Below are 16,874 nucleotides of genomic sequence, written 5' to 3'. Positions count from 1 at the left end.
AGTCTGGCAACAATCTGAAGGGAGATGCACATGGCAAGTCCAATTCTACCGGGTTCCGGACTGGGTTCCGGTCTGGACATCGGCGCGATCGTGACCGCGCTGGTCAACGCCGACAAGTCGCCGAAGCAGACGCAGATCGATTCCGCGACCAAAACCAATACCCTGAAGATTTCCGGTATCGGCACGTTGAAGAGTGCGCTGACCGCGTACCAGACGGCGATGACTAACCTGGGCAGCAAGACCAACCCGGCGTTTGCCGGCTTCACGGCGACCTCGAGCAACACAGCGATTCTGGGCGCCACCTCCGATAACACCGCGGTTTCGGGGACTTACAACATTGTTGTCAACCAGTTGGCCACTGGCTCGAAAGTTGCCAGCGCTTCTTTCGCCGGCGGTGCTGCCAGTGCCATTCCGAGTGGTACCCTGAAAATCAGTCAGAATGGCACTGATTACAATGTCACGATCCCGGCCAATGCGACTTTGCAGAGCACGCGTGACGCGATAAACACGGCTCAGGGCTCCAATGGCATTTCTGCCAACATCGTGACCGACAGCAGCGGTGCTTCGCGTCTGGTGATCAGTTCGAGTAAGACCGGTGCGGGTTCCGACCTTACCGTCAGCGGTATTGCCGGTCTGGAGATCGATGGCACTCAGCCGATGGGCAGCAATCCGGCGGCGGGTGCCTCGGGCAACGTCAACGGTCTTGCACAAGATGCCAAGGTGACCGTCGACGGTCTCCAGGTGTCCAGCAAGAGCAACACGGTCAGTGGGGCAATCAGTGGCTTGACCCTGAATCTGACCAGTGTCAGCCCTGTGGTTGGTGGCGTTGCGACGCCGACCGTTGTCAGTGTCGATACCAACACCAAGGGGCTGCAGGCTTCGGTCCAGGCGTTTGTCGATGCCTACAACACCCTGAAGACCACCGTCGACACCCTGTCCAAGGCGACACCGGATGCCGATGGCAAGCTGACGGTACAGGCCGCTTTCACCGGTGACTCTCTGCCGCGCTCGCTGATCGCCGACATCCGTGGCCAGTTGACTGCTCCTGGTGCTGGGGCAGATGGTGCTTTGTCCTATCTGTCGGAGATCGGTGTAATGACCGATCGCAACACCGGTAACCTGACGTTTGATACTGCTGCGTTCACCAAAACCATGAGTCAGCCCGGGAAGGCCGGCCAGGTTCAGCAGATGTTCACCGGGACCAACGACACCAATGGTCTGCTGGCGCGCATGAGCAAGGCGGTGGACCCGTATCTGAAAGCTTCTCCTGATGGTAAAACCACCACAGGTTTGCTTGATCAGCGCATGACCATTCTGAACAACAACACGCGTAACCTGACTTCCCAGCAATTGGCGCTGGATCTGCGTGTTGCCAACCTGACCAAGACGTTGACTGCCAAGTACAACGCCATGGACTTGCTGGTGGGTCAGATGAAGGCGACGGCCAGTAACATCACATCGTTCTTCAGCTCGCTGAACGCTCAGCAATCCGCGAAGTAACCTGCAGGAACGACAAAAACCCGGCTACGCTTTATCGGCGTGCGCCGGGTTTTTGTCTTTTGATCTAAAGTTCTGTGATTCGTTGGCGATACACTGGTTATACGAGTCATTGTGGCAATGAGGTAGAACATGAACCCAATGTTAGCCCTTCGGCAATATCAGAAAGTCGGCGCGCACGCCCAGACCTCCGAGGCGAGCCCGCACCGTCTGGTGCAAATGCTGATGGAAGGCGGGCTGGCCCGCATCGCTCAGGCCAAGGGTGCCATCGAGCGCAAGGATGTTCCTGGCAAATGCACTTCGATCAGCAAGGCCATAGGCATTGTCAGCGGGCTGCGCGAAGGTCTGGATCTGGAAAAGTGTGCTGATGAACTGGCCGATCTGGATGGACTGTACATCTACATGATGAAGCGTCTCGCCGAGGCCAACATCAACAGCGATCCGCGCATTCTTGATGAGGTCGCCGGCTTGCTGGGCACGGTAAAAGAAGGCTGGGATGCCATCGCTCCCGAGCCTGCTCCGCAGTTTTAAAGGAGAGCACCATGAGTCTTGTATTGCAGCGAATCGCAGATACCCGTGAAGCGTTGGTCAGCGCGCTGGCCGAGCGTAACTGGGAGGCCATTGGCGAGTTGGATCTGGCTTGCCGTTCCTGCATGGAAGACGTCATGGCCGAGGCCTCGCTGGATGAGGAGGCCTTGCGCAGTCACCTTGAGGAGTTGCTCCACGTGTACAAGGAGCTTCTTGAGGCAGCGATGGGTGAGCGGCAGGCGATAGCCAACGAGATGTCGCAGATCACCCAAGCGCAAAAGGCGGCAAAGGTTTACCATCTGTTTGGTTAATTAACCCCAGTTAATCCAGACATGTGCGCCATAAATTTGACTGTGCACGGTTTTTTGACTTAACTAGTGGCTGTTTTCAGATTTCAGACGTCTACAGGCACAAGGTGTCCTGCAAGCGTCTCGCTTGCCCCATTTTTCGGGCATTGAGTTGACTAGGGAAGTTGCTATTGCATGTGGCGTGAAACCAAAATTCTGCTGATCGATGACGATAGCGTCCGCCGCCGCGACCTGGCGGTGATTTTAAATTTTCTTGGCGAAGAAAATTTACCCTGCGGCAGCCATGACTGGCAGCAGGCAGTCGGCTCTTTGTCGTCTAGTCGTGAGGTCATTTGCGTACTGATCGGGACGGTCAATGCTCCTGGTGCGCTTTTGGGCTTGCTAAAGACACTCTCAACCTGGGATGAGTTCCTTCCGGTTTTGTTGATGGGCGATAATTCTTCCGTTGACTTGCCTGAAGACCAGCGTCGCCGAGTGCTTTCGACCCTCGAAATGCCGCCCAGCTACAGCAAATTGCTCGACTCCCTGCACCGTGCCCAGGTCTATCGCGAGATGTACGACCAGGCCCGCGAGCGCGGCCGTCATCGTGAACCCAACCTGTTTCGCAGTCTCGTCGGCACCAGCCGGGCGATCCAGCACGTGCGCCAGATGATGCAGCAAGTGGCCGACACCGACGCCAGCGTGTTGATCCTTGGCGAGTCCGGTACCGGCAAGGAAGTGGTTGCGCGCAACCTGCATTACCATTCCAAGCGTCGCGACGCGCCATTCGTCCCGGTCAACTGCGGGGCGATCCCGGCAGAGCTGCTGGAAAGCGAGCTGTTCGGTCACGAGAAGGGTGCCTTCACTGGTGCGATCACCAGCCGTGCCGGGCGTTTCGAACTGGCCAACGGCGGTACGCTGTTCCTCGACGAAATCGGCGACATGCCGTTGCCGATGCAGGTCAAGCTGCTGCGCGTCCTGCAGGAACGTACCTTCGAACGCGTGGGCAGCAACAAGACCCAGAGCGTCGATGTGCGCATCATTGCTGCGACCCACAAGAATCTCGAAAGCATGATCGAGATCGGCACCTTCCGCGAAGACCTCTACTATCGCCTGAACGTGTTCCCGATCGAGATGGCGCCGCTGCGTGAGCGCGTGGAAGACATTCCGCTGCTGATGAACGAACTGATCTCGCGCATGGAGCACGAAAAGCGCGGCTCGATCCGTTTCAACTCGGCAGCGATCATGTCGCTGTGCCGTCACGGCTGGCCGGGCAATGTTCGCGAACTGGCCAACCTGGTGGAGCGCATGGCGATCATGCACCCGTACGGGGTGATCGGCGTCGTCGAGTTGCCGAAGAAATTCCGCTACGTCGATGACGAAGACGAGCAGATGGTCGACAGCCTGCGCAGCGATCTCGAAGAACGTGTGGCGATCAACGGTCATACCCCGGACTTCACCGCCAACGCCATGCTGCCGCCGGAAGGCCTGGACCTCAAAGACTACCTTGGCGGTCTGGAGCAGGGTCTGATCCAGCAGGCGCTGGACGATGCCAATGGCATTGTGGCGCGTGCCGCTGAACGCCTGCGGATTCGTCGTACCACGCTGGTGGAGAAAATGCGCAAGTACGGCATGAGCCGGCGCGAAGGAGACGAACAGGCGGATGATTGACGCCTGTTTTTCAACCTCTTCATTTATAAGCGGTTTTTTTTAGGCACGGGTATTGCTACATCCCTCGCAACGTTCCGTTTAACTGACGGTCAGCCAAGCGAGAGAACACAATGCCCCACGCCCAGATGTCTTCTGCCTCCAATGCCGAGGGGCAACCGTCGTCCGTAGAGCAGGCGAGCCGTCAGGGCCTTGAGCAGGCGTTCGCGCTGTTCAATCAGATGTCCAGTCAACTGACCGATTCCTACAGCATGCTGGAAGCCCGGGTCACCGAGCTCAAGGGCGAGCTGGCGGTGGTCAGTGCCCAGCGCATGCAGGAGCTGGCTGAAAAAGAGCGTCTGGCCAACCGTCTGCAAAACCTCCTCGACCTGTTGCCCGGTGGTGTCATCGTGATTGACGGCCACGGCATCGTCCGTGAAGCCAACCCGGCGGCGATCGAACTGCTCGGGCTGCCGCTGGAAGGCGAATTGTGGCGTCACGTCATCGCCCGTTGCTTTGCCCCGCGTGAAGACGACGGTCACGAAATTTCCCTGAAAAACGGTCGACGCCTGTCGATTGCCACCCGCTCGCTGGATGCCGAGCCGGGGCAATTGGTGCTGCTCAACGACCTGACAGAAACCCGTCATCTGCAAGATCAACTGGCGCGCCATGAGCGCCTGTCTTCGCTGGGGCGCATGGTCGCCTCGCTGGCTCATCAGATTCGTACACCGCTGTCCGCCGCGTTGTTGTACGCCAGTCATTTGACTGAGCAGGCGCTGCCGGTCGCCACCCAGCAGCGTTTTGCCGGACGCCTCAAGGAGCGTCTGCATGAGCTGGAGCATCAGGTGCGCGACATGCTGGTGTTCGCCCGTGGCGAGCTGCCGCTGACCGATCGCATCACCCCCAATGCGCTGATGCAGTCGCTGCAAGCCGCAGCGCTGACCCATGTGCAGGATTTGCCGATCCGCTGGCAGTGCGACAGCCACGCCGGCGAGTTGCTGTGCAATCGCGACACCCTGGTCGGGGCGATCTTGAATCTGATTGAAAACGCGATTCAGGCCAGTGACGGTAACGTGCGCCTGAAAGTGCATTGCTACACCCGCGACAACAGCCTGCGCCTGTGCGTCAGCGACAGTGGCAGTGGTATTGATCCGGTGGTGCTCGAGCGTCTCGGCGAGCCGTTTTTCACTACCAAAGTGACCGGCACCGGACTTGGCCTGACCGTGGTCAAGGCAGTGACGCGGGCGCATCAGGGAGAATTGCAGCTGCGTTCGCGGGTCGGGCGCGGCACGTGCGCGCAGGTGATCCTGCCGTTGTTTTCCGCTGTACAGGGAGCTGAGTGAACGTCATGGGCATCAAGGTTTTGCTGGTCGAGGATGACCGCTCGTTGCGCGAAGCGCTGGCCGATACGCTGTTGCTGGCAGGCCACGACTACCAGGCAGTCGGCAGCGCCGAAGAGGCGTTGAAAGCGGTCGAGCGCGAAGCGTTCAGTCTGGTGGTCAGCGACGTCAACATGCCCGGCATGGATGGCCATCAATTGCTCGGATTGCTGCGTGCCCGCCAGCCGCAATTGCCAGTGCTGCTGATGACCGCCCATGGCGCGGTCGAGCGTGCGGTGGATGCGATGCGTCAGGGCGCGGCGGATTATCTGGTCAAGCCGTTCGAGCCAAAGGCCCTGCTGGACCTGGTTTCTCGCCATGCCCTGGGCTGCGTCAGCATTGTGGACAGTGAAGGTCCGGTGGCGGTCGAACCGGCCAGTGCGCAGTTGCTGGAGTTGGCGGCGCGCGTTGCCCGCAGTGATTCCACGGTGCTGATCTCCGGCGAATCCGGCACCGGCAAGGAAGTGCTGGCGCGCTACATCCATCAGCATTCCCATCGTGCCAGTCAGCCGTTCATCGCGATCAACTGCGCGGCGATTCCCGACAACATGCTCGAGGCCACGCTGTTCGGTCACGAGAAAGGCTCGTTCACCGGCGCCATCGCGGCGCAGGCCGGCAAGTTCGAACAGGCCGATGGCGGCACCATTCTGCTCGACGAAATTTCCGAAATGCCGCTGGGCCTGCAAGCCAAGTTGCTGCGGGTGTTGCAGGAGCGCGAAGTCGAGCGCGTCGGCGCACGCAAGCCGATTATCCTGGACATTCGTGTGGTCGCCACCACCAACCGCGATCTGGCCGGCGAAGTCGCGGCGGGGGGCTTTCGTGAAGACCTTTTCTACCGTCTGTCGGTTTTCCCTCTGGCCTGGCGTCCACTTCGCGAGCGCACCGCCGATATCCTGCCGCTGGCGGAGCGGTTGCTGAACAAACACGTCAATAAAATGAAGCATGCGACGGCGAAACTTTCGCCGCAAGCGCAGGCATGTCTGACGAATTACCCATGGCCGGGCAACGTGCGCGAGCTGGATAACGCGATTCAACGTGCACTGATTTTGCAACAGGGTGGGTTGATCCAGCCGCTGGATTTCTGTCTGACGGGGGCGGTGACGTTTACCGCCGCGCCGGTTATTGCGCCGGTGCAAGCGCTGGTGCGCGAGATCGAAGTCGAGGCTGAATCCGCCGGTGCGCTGGGCGATGACCTGCGTCGCCGGGAGTTTCAGGTGATCATCGACACCCTGCGCGCCGAGCGTGGCCGCCGCAAGGAGGCCGCCGAAAAACTCGGCATCAGCCCGCGGACCCTGCGCTACAAGCTGGCGCAAATGCGCGATGCCGGGATGGATGTCGAAGCTTACTTATTCGCCACCTGAATTAACCCAGAACCCATTGTGGGAGGGGGCTTGTTCCCGAAGAGGGGGTGTCAGTCGATATTTATGCAACTGACACACCGTCTTCGGGAGCAAGCCCCCTCCCACAGTAGTTTTGCGTAACTCGCAGTTGATGAGGCGCCCCGATTGGCTTTTGTGGAAGAAATCCGCCGAGCTGGCACCCTTGTTGCTAACACCTGTGTACCCGCCGAGTGAGTGTCAAAAAATTGCGGGCCGCCCAAGAGAGTAGACCATGAGCCAAGGTATTGAATTCAATCGGTTGATGATGGACATGAAGGCCATGAAAATGGACGCCATGGCCACGCCGAAATCGACTGCCGCCGTCCCTGAACTGGCAGGCAGCAGCTTTTCCGACATGCTCGGTCAGGCCATCAACAAAGTCAGCGATACCCAGCAGGCGTCGACTCAGTTGGCCAACGCATTTGAAATCGGCAAGAGCGGCGTCGACCTGACCGACGTGATGGTTGCCTCGCAGAAAGCCAGCGTGTCGTTCCAGGCTCTGACCCAGGTACGCAACAAGCTGGTTCAGGCTTATCAAGACATCATGCAGATGCCGGTTTAAGGACGAGATTGAGTCATGGCAGAAGCAGTCGCCGATAACGTTCCGGCCAAGGCCACCCCGATAGACGGCAAACCGCCGCTGTTCGGCCTGTCCTTTCTGGAAAACCTCTCCGAGATGACCATGCTGCGTCAGGTGGGCCTGTTGGTCGGCCTTGCTGCGAGCGTGGCGATTGGCTTTGCCGTGGTGCTGTGGTCGCAGCAGCCGGATTACCGTCCGTTGTACGGCAGCCTTGCCGGCATGGACGCCAAACAGGTCATGGACACCCTGGCCTCCGCCGATATTCCCTACACCGTCGAACCGAACTCCGGCGCCTTGCTGGTCAAGGCCGACGACCTGTCCCGTGCGCGGATGAAACTCGCAGCCGCTGGTGTCACTCCCAGCGACGGCAACATCGGTTTCGAAATCCTCGACAAGGAACAGGGGCTGGGCACCAGCCAGTTCATGGAAGCGACGCGTTACCGTCGTGGGCTGGAAGGCGAACTGGCGCGCACCATCTCGAGCCTGAACAACGTCAAGGGCGCCCGCGTGCACCTGGCGATTCCGAAGAGTTCGGTGTTCGTGCGTGATGAACGCAAGCCAAGCGCCTCGGTGCTGGTCGAGTTGTACTCCGGACGTTCGCTGGAGCCAGGCCAGGTGATTGCGATCATCAACCTGGTGGCGACCTCTGTTCCCGAGTTGAGCAAATCGCAGATCACCGTCGTCGATCAGAAGGGCACCTTGCTCTCTGATCAGGCGGAAAACTCCGAAATGACCATGGCCGGCAAGCAGTTCGATTACAGCCGCCGCATGGAAAGCATGCTCACCCAGCGCGTGCACAACATCCTGCAGCCAGTGCTGGGCAACGATCGCTACAAGGCTGAAGTCTCGGCCGATATCGATTTCAACGCCGTCGAGTCGACGGCCGAGCAGTTCAACCCGGATCAACCGGCGTTGCGCAGCGAACAGTCGGTCAACGAACAACGCACCGCCAGCAATGGCCCGCAAGGTGTGCCGGGTGCCCTGAGCAACCAGCCACCGGCGCCGGCCTCGGCACCGCAAACCACCGGTGGCGCAGCTGCGCCGGCCAGCATGGTGCAGCCAGGTCAGCCATTGGTTGACGCCAACGGCCAGCAGATCATGGACCCGGCCACTGGCCAGCCGATGCTCGCGCCTTACCCGGCAGACAAGCGTCAACAATCCACCAAGAACTTCGAACTCGACCGTTCCATCAGCCACACCAAACAGCAGCAGGGTCGCCTGAATCGTCTGTCGGTGTCGGTGGTGGTCGACGATCAGGTCAAGGTCAACGCAGCCAACGGTGAAATCAGCCGCGCGCCGTGGAGCGCCGATGAACTGGCACGCTTCACTCGTCTGGTGCAGGACGCCGTCGGTTTCGACGCCAGCCGTGGCGACAGCGTCAGCGTGATCAACATGCCGTTCTCCGCCGAGCGCGGTGAAGTGGTCGCCGATATTCCGTTCTACTCCCAGCCATGGTTCTGGGACATCGTCAAACAAGTGCTGGGTGTGTTGTTCATCCTGGTGCTGGTGTTTGGTGTGCTGCGTCCGGTGTTGAATAACATCACCGGTGGCGGCAAAGGCAAGGAGCTGGCCGGTCTTGGCAGCGACGTGGAACTCGGTGGCATGGGCGGCCTGGACGGCGAACTGGCCAACGATCGCGTGAGCCTCGGTGGTCCGCAGAGCATTCTGTTGCCTAGCCCAAGCGAGGGTTATGACGCGCAGCTGAATGCAATCAAGAGTCTGGTGGCTGAAGATCCGGGTCGCGTGGCTCAGGTCGTGAAAGAGTGGATTAACGCAGATGAGTGATAACCGAGCCGCAACCGTCAAACTGAACAAGGTCGACAAAGCCGCGATTCTGCTGCTGTCCCTGGGTTCGACCGATGCCGCGCAAGTGCTGCGCCACATGGGCCCCAAAGAGGTTCAGCGTGTCGGTGTGGCCATGGCCCAGATGGGCAACGTCCATCGCGAGCAGGTCGAGCAGGTCATGAGCGAGTTCGTCGACATCGTCGGCGACCAGACCAGCCTCGGCGTCGGGTCCGACGACTACGTGCGCAAAATGCTCACCCAGGCCCTGGGTGAAGACAAGGCCAACGGCCTGATCGACCGCATCCTGCTCGGTGGCAACACCAGCGGCCTCGACAGCCTGAAATGGATGGAGCCGCGCGCCGTTGCCGACGTGATCCGTTACGAACATCCGCAGATCCAGGCGATCGTGGTCGCGTACCTCGATCCGGATCAGGCCGGTGAAGTGCTCGGTAACTTCGACCACAAGGTGCGTCTGGATATCATCCTGCGCGTGTCGTCGTTGAACACCGTGCAGCCAGCGGCACTGAAAGAGCTGAACCAGATTCTCGAGAAGCAGTTCTCCGGCAACTCGAACGCCTCGCGCACCACCCTGGGTGGCATCAAGCGTGCGGCGGACATCATGAACTTCCTCGACAGTTCGATCGAAGGCCAGCTCATGGACTCGATCCGCGAAGTCGACGAAGACCTGTCCGGTCAGATCGAAGACCTCATGTTCGTGTTCAACAACCTCGCCGATGTCGATGACCGCGGCATCCAGGCGCTGTTGCGCGAAGTGTCCTCGGACGTGCTGGTACTGGCCCTCAAGGGTTCCGACGAAGGCGTCAAAGAGAAGATCTTCAAGAACATGTCCAAGCGTGCGGCCGAACTGTTGCGCGACGACCTCGAGGCCAAAGGCCCGGTGCGCGTCAGCGATGTGGAAACCGCTCAGAAGGAAATCCTCACCATCGCCCGTCGCATGGCCGAAGCAGGCGAAATCGTGCTCGGTGGCAAGGGTGGCGAGGAAATGATCTAAGCCCATGGACAAGCATGACGAGTCAGTGACGGATCTGATCCGCGCCCGCGATGTCCGTGGTTTCGAATCCTGGGAACTGCCCAGCTTCGATCCACCGAAACCGGAACCCGAGCCGGAACCGGAGCCCGAACCGCCGGAAATGGAAGAAGTGCCGCTGGAGGAAGTCCAGCCACTGACCCTGGAAGAACTCGAAAGCATCCGTCAGGAGGCTTACAACGAGGGCTTTGGCATCGGCGAAAAAGAAGGTTTTCACAGTGCCACGCTCAAGGTGCGTCAGGAAGCGGAGGTTGCGCTGGCGGCAAAACTGGCCAGCCTCGAGCAACTGATGACCCACCTGTTCGAGCCGATTGCCGAGCAGGACACACAGATCGAGAAGTCGCTGGTCGACCTCGTGCAACACATCACCAAACAGGTGATCAAGCGCGAACTGGCCATCGACTCCAGCCAGATCGAACACGTCATGCGCGACGCGCTCAAACTGTTGCCGTTGGGCGTGGACAACGTGCGCCTGTACGTCAATCCGCAGGACTTCGAACAGGCCAAGGCCTTGCGCGAGCGTCACGAAGAATCCTGGCGCATCGTCGAGGATGAAGCGCTGATGCCCGGTGGTTGCCGGGTTGAAACCGCGCACAGCCGGATCGACGCGAGCATTGAAACGCGCATCACCCAGGTCATGGACAAGCTGTTCGACCAGTTGCACGAACAGGCTTTGCACCCGGCCGCACCGGATCTGAGTCTGGACTTGCCGCAAGAACCCAAATCGGCCGCCACCCCTGACGAGCCGCTCGCGGACACCGCCGATGCGCCTTGAACGCACCAGTTTCGCCAAGCGCCTGAGCAGCTACGCCGAGGCCACTGAAATGGCCGGTGCGCCGATTCTCGAAGGCCGCCTGCTGCGCATGGTCGGCCTGACCCTCGAAGCCGAAGGCCTGCGCGCCGCCATGGGCACGCGCTGCCTGGTGATCAACGACGACAGCTATCACCCGTCGCAGGTGGAAGCGGAAGTCATGGGTTTTTCCGGCAGCAAAGTATTCCTGATGCCGGTCGGCAGCGTCGCCGGCATTGCTCCGGGTGCCCGCGTGGTGCCACTGGCGGAAACCGGTCGGTTGCCGATGGGCATGAGCATGCTCGGCCGCGTGCTCGATGGCGCCGGACGCGCGCTGGACGGCAAGGGCGGAATGAAGGCCGAAGACTGGGTGCCGATGGACGGCCCGACGATCAACCCGCTCAACCGCGACCCGATCCACGTCCCGCTGGACGTCGGCATCCGTTGCATCAACGGTTTGCTGACAGTCGGCCGTGGTCAGCGTCTGGGCCTGTTCGCCGGTACCGGTGTCGGTAAATCGGTGCTGCTGGGCATGATGACCCGCTTCACCGAGGCCGACATCATTGTCGTCGGCCTGATCGGTGAGCGGGGCCGAGAAGTCAAAGAGTTCATCGAGCACATTCTCGGTGAAGAGGGTCTCAAGCGCTCCGTAGTGGTCGCATCCCCAGCGGACGATGCGCCGCTGATGCGTCTGCGCGCGGCGATGTATTGCACGCGGATTGCCGAGTATTTCCGCGACAAGGGCAAGAACGTCCTGTTGCTGATGGATTCGCTGACCCGTTTCGCCCAGGCCCAGCGGGAAATCGCTCTGGCCATTGGCGAGCCGCCGGCGACCAAGGGTTATCCGCCCTCGGTGTTCGCCAAGCTGCCGAAACTGGTGGAGCGTGCCGGTAATGCGGAGAAGGGCGGGGGGTCGATCACCGCGTTCTACACCGTGTTGTCCGAAGGCGATGACCAGCAGGACCCGATTGCCGACTCAGCGCGGGGCGTGCTCGACGGCCACATCGTGTTGTCCCGGCGTCTGGCCGAGGAAGGTCACTACCCGGCCATCGATATCGAAGCCTCGATCAGCCGGGTGATGCCGGCCGTGGTTTCGGCGGAACACATGCAGCGCGCGCAGTACTTCAAGCAGCTGTGGTCGCGCTATCAGCAGAGCCGCGATCTGATCAGTGTCGGTGCCTATGTGGCCGGTGGCGATCGCGAGACTGACCTGGCAATTTCTTTGCAGCCGCAACTGACCCGCTACCAGCGGCAGGGGCTGAACGATAAAATCAACATGGGCGAAAGCCAGGCCTATCTGGAAACCCTGTTCGCGCCTGCGGCAGGCGGGTAACCGGCCATGGCCGCGAGTCGCGCCGCACGCCTGGCGCCGGTGGTGGACATGGCCGAGCAGGCCGAAAAAACCGCCGTGCAGCGTCTGGGCTACTTTCAGGGTCAGGTCAAAGTGGCCGAAAGCAAACTCGCCGACCTCGATGCCTTTCGTCTGGATTATCAGGAGCAGTGGGTCATGCGTGGCCGCGACGGGGTTTCCGGGCAATGGCTGCTCGGTTATCACGGCTTTCTGGCGCAGCTGGACACCGCCATCGACCAACAGCGCCAGAGTCTGGTCTGGCACCAGAACAACCTGCTCAAGGCGCGGGACGCCTGGCAGCAGGCGTTCGCCAAGGTCGAAGGCCTGCGCAAACTGGTGCAGCGCTATCGCGAAGAGGCGCAACGCCTCGAAGACAAGCGCGAACAGAAACTGCTGGACGAATTGTCGCAGCGTTTGCCGCGGCATGAACCCTTCTAAGCAGCGCGGCTAAACCCTGTGGGAGCGGGCTTGCTCGCGAAAGCGGAGTGTCAGTCACTGAAAATGTCACTGAAACATCGCCTTCGCGAGCAAGCCCGCTCCCACAGTTGAAACTGCGTTGCACCTTGCCCCTGCGTCTACCAAGTGCTAAACCTTGTACACGTTCGTCAATGACAAGGAAGCCAGTCAATGTCAGTCGTTACAGAAGTCTCTCCGGATGGTCAAAAACTGACGATTTCGGTCAGGGGGCGCTTCGATTTTGGGCGCCATCAGGAATTTCGCGAGTCCTATGAGAGTCTTCCCAAGAAGCCCGATTCCATTGTGGTCGACCTGAAAGACGCCACCTACCTCGACAGCTCGGCACTGGGCATGCTGCTGTTGCTGCGCGATCACGCCGGCGGCGACAATTCGGATGTGCGGGTGGTCAACAGCAACTCCGACGTGCGCAAGATCCTCGCCATCTCCAATTTCGACAAACTCTTCGACATCAGTTGACGGCCATGCAGGCGCAAGAGCCGCTGACGATCCTGATCGCCGAAGACAGTGCCGCTGATCGCCTGCTGCTGTCGACCATCGTCCGCCGTCAGGGTCATATAGTGCTGACGGCAGCCAACGGCGCAGAAGCGGTCGAGATCTTTCGCCGGCAACAACTGCATCTGGTGCTGATGGACGCGATGATGCCGGTGATGGACGGCTTCGAAGCGGCACGACAGATCAAGGCACTGGCGGGGGAAACCCTGGTGCCGATCATCTTCCTGACATCGCTGACTGAAAGTGAGGCGCTGGCCCGTTGCCTTGAGGCCGGTGGCGACGACTTTCTGGCGAAGCCCTACAACCAGGTGATCCTCGCCGCCAAAATCAAGGCGATGGATCGCTTGCGCCGTTTACAGGCCACGGTGCTGCAACAGCGCGATCTGATCGCCAAACATCACGATTACCTGCTCAACGAACAGCGCGTCGCCAAAGCGGTGTTCGACAAGGTCGCGCACTCGGGTTGCCTGAGCGCGCCGAACATTCGCTATCTGCAATCGCCCTACGCGTTGTTCAACGGCGATCTGCTGTTGGCGGCGTACACCCCGGACGGCGACATGCACGTGCTGCTCGGCGATTTCACCGGGCATGGCTTGCCGGCGGCGGTTGGGGCGATGCCGTTGGCCGAAGTGTTTTACGGCATGACTGCCAAGGGTTACGGTCTGGCCGAAACCCTGCGCGAGATGAATGCCAAGCTCAAGCGCATCCTGCCGGTGGACATGTTCTGCTGCGCGACCATGCTTTGCCTGAGCTTTCAGCGTCGTTCGGTTGAAGTGTGGAATGGCGGCATGCCTGATGGTTATCTGCACCGTATCGCCACGGGCGAGCGCGTGCCGCTGTCGGCGCGGCATTTGCCGCTGGGCGTGCTCAGCCCGCAAGCGTTTGATGATCGCACCGAAGTGCAGACCCTGGCCGTCGGTGACCGGGTGTTTCTGCTGTCGGACGGGGTGATCGACACCACCGATGCCGATGACCAGTTGTTCGGTGCAGAGCGCTTACAGCAACTGTTTGCCGCCAACCGTGAGCCGGACAACCTGTTTGCCGAGATCGCTCAGGCCTTGCACGCATTTCGTGGCGAGCCCCGTGACGATGTGAGCATGGTTGAAATCAGCCTGCTGGAAGCTGCGCAGGTGGTGCCGTCGGTGCCGGTCTATTCTGACAGTGGCCAGTCCTGTCCGCTGGACTGGTCGGTGAGCTTCGAGTTTCGCGGCGCCACGCTCAAACGCTTCAATCCGTTGCCGTACCTGCTGCAGTTGTTGCTGGAAGTACATGGTTTGCGCACGCAGGGCGGTGCGATCTACAGCGTGCTCGCGGAACTGTATTCCAATGCCCTGGAGCACGGGGTGCTGGGTCTGGATTCCAGTCTCAAGCGCGATGCCACTGGGTTTGCCCGCTACTACGAACAGCGCAACGAGCGGCTGGAGGCTTTGCAGGACGGCTACGTGCGTGTACATCTGCAAGTGCGACCGCAGGGTTCGGGTGGCTGCCTGGTCATCCGCGTCGAGGATAGTGGCAAGGGTTTTGACGTGGGGCGGGTGATGGAGCGGCGGCTGGACGGTGTCCGTCTGTCGGGACGCGGTGTCAGTTTGATCCGGCAATTGGGGCATAACGCCCGCTGGTCGGACGAAGGTCGCAGTGCCTGCGTGGAGTTTTTCTGGGAGGTTAAGGCATAATTCGCCGATTCTTGATCAAGGAGTGAACAAGTGACTGACACACATATTGATCGCGAGGCGCTGAGCGTACTGCGCGAAGTCATGGAGGATGGTTATCCGGAGCTTCTGGATACCTTCCTGACCGATTCTGAAAGTCGCTTGGATCAATTGCAAAAGACCGCCGATGCCAAGGTACTGGCGGAACTTGCCCATAGCTTCAAGGGCAGCGCCAGCAACATGGGCGCGGTTCGGCTGGCGACGCTTTGCCAGGCGCTGGAGTCGGATGCCAAGGACAAAAGTCCAGCGGAAATCGTAGCGCTGGTGGCTGACATCAGCAGCGAGTTCGCCGATGTCCGTCCGGTTTACGAAGACGAGCGACAGCACGCGTTGACTCACTGACCCGTCGTCCGGCGCTTTTCTCAGGCGCCGGACAAATCTGGCCCGACACTTGCAGTAATCCTCTTCAACTGTACCTACGATCCCAGTGCAGCGGAGACCGTGTCATGCCTGCGACCCCCAATATTCTTCTTCAATCTGCCGCCCAGGCCAAGGCGCTAGCCGCTGCTGCCAAAGCGCCGGCAATGGCCGCAGATACCGGGGACAAGGCCTCAAGCTTCGCTCAGGTGTTCGCTGATCAAGGTCCGAAAAAACCGCTCGCCAGTCCTGACAATTCGTTGAAACCGGCGCGCGATAAGGTCGCTGACACCAGCGATAAGAAGGATGTCGGCAAGACGCAGTCTGCCGCCGCGCAACAGACCGTTGCCGATAGCGGCAATGCCTTGCCTGCCGACAAGACCGCCTCGACGGCTTCCGACGACCAAACTGCTGCCGACGACGCTGCCGCAGACACGGCGCAGACGCCAGTGGCTGACACTGCGCCGGTTGATCCGGCGCTGGATCCGGCGCTGGCGCAAACTGTGCAGCCACTGGTGACGACGCCTGTAGCGCCAACCCCGGTCGTTGAAACGCCGGCACCGACCAAAACCGAATCACCGGTCGTGGCCGCTACCGTCGCACCGGCGGAGATCAAAGACCTGGCGGCCTCCACCGACAGCGCTTTTGACCCGGCAGCCGATCCTCTCGACTCGCTGCCAGCATTGCGCATGGCAATGGAGCAGGGCGGGCATATTTCCGCCGCCAGCCAGTCTCAGCCCAAAGCCGCGCCGGCCCAGACTCAGGCCGACGGTGAATTGACTTCGGCGCAGACCTTTGCCGCCGGCATGGCCAGCATGCTCGACGTGCAGGCCGACAAGGACAGCACCAGCCAAAATGGCGAAAAAGCCTTCAGCGGCCTGATCGACGATGGCCTGAAAGACCTCAAGTCTGCCACCAGCGACACTCGTGTCGATGATTTCGCCAACCGTCTGGCGGCGCTGACGCAGGCGGCCACGCCGAAAACCGCGAACGCAGTGCCAGTGAATCAGCCGATCGCCATGCACCAGAGCGGCTGGACCGAAGAAATCGTCAACCGCGTCATGTACCTGTCGAGCGCCAACCTGAAGGCGGCCGATATTCAATTGCAGCCGGCAGAGCTCGGGCGTCTGGACATCCGGGTGAACATGGTGCCGGATCAGCAGACCCAAGTGACGTTCATGAGTGCGCATCCAAGCGTGCGTGAAGCCCTCGACGGCCAGATGCATCGCCTGCGCGACATGTTCACCCAGCAGGGCATGGGCCAGGTCGACGTCAACGTTTCTGACCAGAGCCGTGGCTGGCAGGGGCAGCAGGGCCAGGAGCAGGCGCAGCAAGGCCAGAGCGGCCGTACCAGCGCCGCCGGCGGTCGCCTCGATTCGGCAGATGAAGAATTGGCGCCTGCGGCTGTTGCTGAAGCCGCTGCTCAAACGACCAGCGTGATTGGCTCCAGCGCTGTCGACTACTACGCCTGACAAAACGCTGTAACCCTGTGGGAGCGGGCTTGCTCGCGAAATCGGTTTAACATTCAACATCTTTGTTGTCTGTCACTCCGCCTTCGCGAGCAGGCC

16 protein-coding genes are annotated in these 16,874 nt (G+C 60.6%); all 16 read left to right on the top strand.

Annotated elements, in window-relative coordinates; genetic code table 11:
• Window positions 1–30 precede the first annotated feature (30 nt).
• Entirely contained in the window at window positions 31–1,500 is a 1,470-nt protein-coding gene (gene fliD, locus PseAD21_RS08225) for a flagellar filament capping protein FliD (protein ID WP_102355260.1), read from the top strand.
• A 129-nt stretch (window positions 1,501–1,629) separates the two neighbouring features.
• Complete coding sequence (gene fliS, locus PseAD21_RS08220; protein ID WP_102355259.1) at window positions 1,630–2,028, top strand: flagellar export chaperone FliS; 399 nt, start codon at window positions 1,630–1,632, stop codon at window positions 2,026–2,028.
• An 11-nt stretch (window positions 2,029–2,039) separates the two neighbouring features.
• On the top strand, window positions 2,040–2,336 hold the full coding sequence (gene fliT, locus PseAD21_RS08215) for a flagellar protein FliT (protein WP_102355258.1): 297 nt from the start codon (window positions 2,040–2,042) through the stop codon (window positions 2,334–2,336).
• Window positions 2,337–2,507: 171 nt separating this feature from the next.
• Entirely contained in the window at window positions 2,508–3,983 is a 1,476-nt protein-coding gene (locus PseAD21_RS08210) for a sigma-54 dependent transcriptional regulator (RefSeq protein ID WP_003222863.1), read from the top strand.
• A 125-nt stretch (window positions 3,984–4,108) separates the two neighbouring features.
• Complete coding sequence (locus tag PseAD21_RS08205) at window positions 4,109–5,302, top strand: PAS domain-containing sensor histidine kinase (RefSeq protein ID WP_178082105.1); 1,194 nt, start codon at window positions 4,109–4,111, stop codon at window positions 5,300–5,302.
• A gap of 5 nt (window positions 5,303–5,307) precedes the next feature.
• Complete coding sequence (locus tag PseAD21_RS08200; protein WP_102355256.1) at window positions 5,308–6,699, top strand: sigma-54 dependent transcriptional regulator; 1,392 nt, start codon at window positions 5,308–5,310, stop codon at window positions 6,697–6,699.
• A gap of 250 nt (window positions 6,700–6,949) precedes the next feature.
• Window positions 6,950–7,279, top strand: a complete 330-nt coding sequence (fliE, locus tag PseAD21_RS08195) for a flagellar hook-basal body complex protein FliE (protein WP_025111944.1) — start codon at window positions 6,950–6,952, stop codon at window positions 7,277–7,279.
• A gap of 15 nt (window positions 7,280–7,294) precedes the next feature.
• Complete coding sequence (gene fliF / locus PseAD21_RS08190) at window positions 7,295–9,082, top strand: flagellar basal-body MS-ring/collar protein FliF (protein ID WP_102355255.1); 1,788 nt, start codon at window positions 7,295–7,297, stop codon at window positions 9,080–9,082.
• Window positions 9,075–10,094 (top strand): flagellar motor switch protein FliG, encoded by a 1,020-nt coding sequence (gene fliG, locus PseAD21_RS08185; protein WP_007920042.1) that lies wholly within the window; start codon window positions 9,075–9,077, stop codon window positions 10,092–10,094. Before fliF ends, fliG begins: the two co-directional genes overlap by 8 nt.
• A gap of 4 nt (window positions 10,095–10,098) precedes the next feature.
• Window positions 10,099–10,905 (top strand): flagellar assembly protein FliH, encoded by an 807-nt coding sequence (gene fliH, locus PseAD21_RS08180; RefSeq protein ID WP_102355254.1) that lies wholly within the window; start codon window positions 10,099–10,101, stop codon window positions 10,903–10,905.
• Window positions 10,895–12,253, top strand: coding sequence for a flagellar protein export ATPase FliI (gene fliI / locus PseAD21_RS08175; RefSeq protein WP_083366598.1), 1,359 nt, complete (start codon window positions 10,895–10,897; stop codon window positions 12,251–12,253). The genes fliH and fliI overlap by 11 nt, the downstream gene beginning before the upstream one ends.
• Window positions 12,254–12,259: 6 nt before the next feature.
• Window positions 12,260–12,709 (top strand): flagellar export protein FliJ, encoded by a 450-nt coding sequence (gene fliJ, locus PseAD21_RS08170; protein WP_102355253.1) that lies wholly within the window; start codon window positions 12,260–12,262, stop codon window positions 12,707–12,709.
• A 189-nt stretch (window positions 12,710–12,898) separates the two neighbouring features.
• On the top strand, window positions 12,899–13,204 hold the full coding sequence (locus PseAD21_RS08165; RefSeq protein WP_102355252.1) for an STAS domain-containing protein: 306 nt from the start codon (window positions 12,899–12,901) through the stop codon (window positions 13,202–13,204).
• Between the two features lie 5 nt (window positions 13,205–13,209).
• Window positions 13,210–14,913, top strand: coding sequence for a fused response regulator/phosphatase (locus PseAD21_RS08160; protein WP_102355251.1), 1,704 nt, complete (start codon window positions 13,210–13,212; stop codon window positions 14,911–14,913).
• Between the two features lie 30 nt (window positions 14,914–14,943).
• A complete protein-coding gene (locus tag PseAD21_RS08155) occupies window positions 14,944–15,291 on the top strand; it encodes an Hpt domain-containing protein (protein WP_102355250.1) in 348 nt (115 codons plus the stop codon).
• A 104-nt stretch (window positions 15,292–15,395) separates the two neighbouring features.
• Complete coding sequence (locus tag PseAD21_RS08150) at window positions 15,396–16,778, top strand: flagellar hook-length control protein FliK (protein WP_102355249.1); 1,383 nt, start codon at window positions 15,396–15,398, stop codon at window positions 16,776–16,778.
• Window positions 16,779–16,874: the final 96 nt, after the last annotated feature.

Origin of the sequence: Pseudomonas sp. AD21 (assembly GCF_002878485.1) — a bacterium.
Lineage (GTDB): Bacteria > Pseudomonadota > Gammaproteobacteria > Pseudomonadales > Pseudomonadaceae > Aquipseudomonas.
This window is presented reverse-complemented; position numbering and strand designations above follow the sequence as displayed.

Coding starts and splice junctions, on each gene's coding strand:
- fliE (WP_025111944.1), top strand. CDS start 6,950: ATGAGCCAAGGTATTGAATTCAATCGGTTGATGATGGACATGAAGGCC.
- fliS (WP_102355259.1), top strand. CDS start 1,630: ATGAACCCAATGTTAGCCCTTCGGCAATATCAGAAAGTCGGCGCGCAC.
- PseAD21_RS08160 (WP_102355251.1), top strand. CDS start 13,210: ATGCAGGCGCAAGAGCCGCTGACGATCCTGATCGCCGAAGACAGTGCC.
- fliJ (WP_102355253.1), top strand. CDS start 12,260: ATGGCCGCGAGTCGCGCCGCACGCCTGGCGCCGGTGGTGGACATGGCC.
- fliD (WP_102355260.1), top strand. CDS start 31: ATGGCAAGTCCAATTCTACCGGGTTCCGGACTGGGTTCCGGTCTGGAC.
- fliG (WP_007920042.1), top strand. CDS start 9,075: ATGAGTGATAACCGAGCCGCAACCGTCAAACTGAACAAGGTCGACAAA.
- fliH (WP_102355254.1), top strand. CDS start 10,099: ATGGACAAGCATGACGAGTCAGTGACGGATCTGATCCGCGCCCGCGAT.
- fliT (WP_102355258.1), top strand. CDS start 2,040: ATGAGTCTTGTATTGCAGCGAATCGCAGATACCCGTGAAGCGTTGGTC.
- PseAD21_RS08150 (WP_102355249.1), top strand. CDS start 15,396: ATGCCTGCGACCCCCAATATTCTTCTTCAATCTGCCGCCCAGGCCAAG.
- fliI (WP_083366598.1), top strand. CDS start 10,895: ATGCGCCTTGAACGCACCAGTTTCGCCAAGCGCCTGAGCAGCTACGCC.
- PseAD21_RS08200 (WP_102355256.1), top strand. CDS start 5,308: ATGGGCATCAAGGTTTTGCTGGTCGAGGATGACCGCTCGTTGCGCGAA.
- PseAD21_RS08205 (WP_178082105.1), top strand. CDS start 4,109: ATGTCTTCTGCCTCCAATGCCGAGGGGCAACCGTCGTCCGTAGAGCAG.
- PseAD21_RS08210 (WP_003222863.1), top strand. CDS start 2,508: ATGTGGCGTGAAACCAAAATTCTGCTGATCGATGACGATAGCGTCCGC.
- fliF (WP_102355255.1), top strand. CDS start 7,295: ATGGCAGAAGCAGTCGCCGATAACGTTCCGGCCAAGGCCACCCCGATA.
- PseAD21_RS08165 (WP_102355252.1), top strand. CDS start 12,899: ATGTCAGTCGTTACAGAAGTCTCTCCGGATGGTCAAAAACTGACGATT.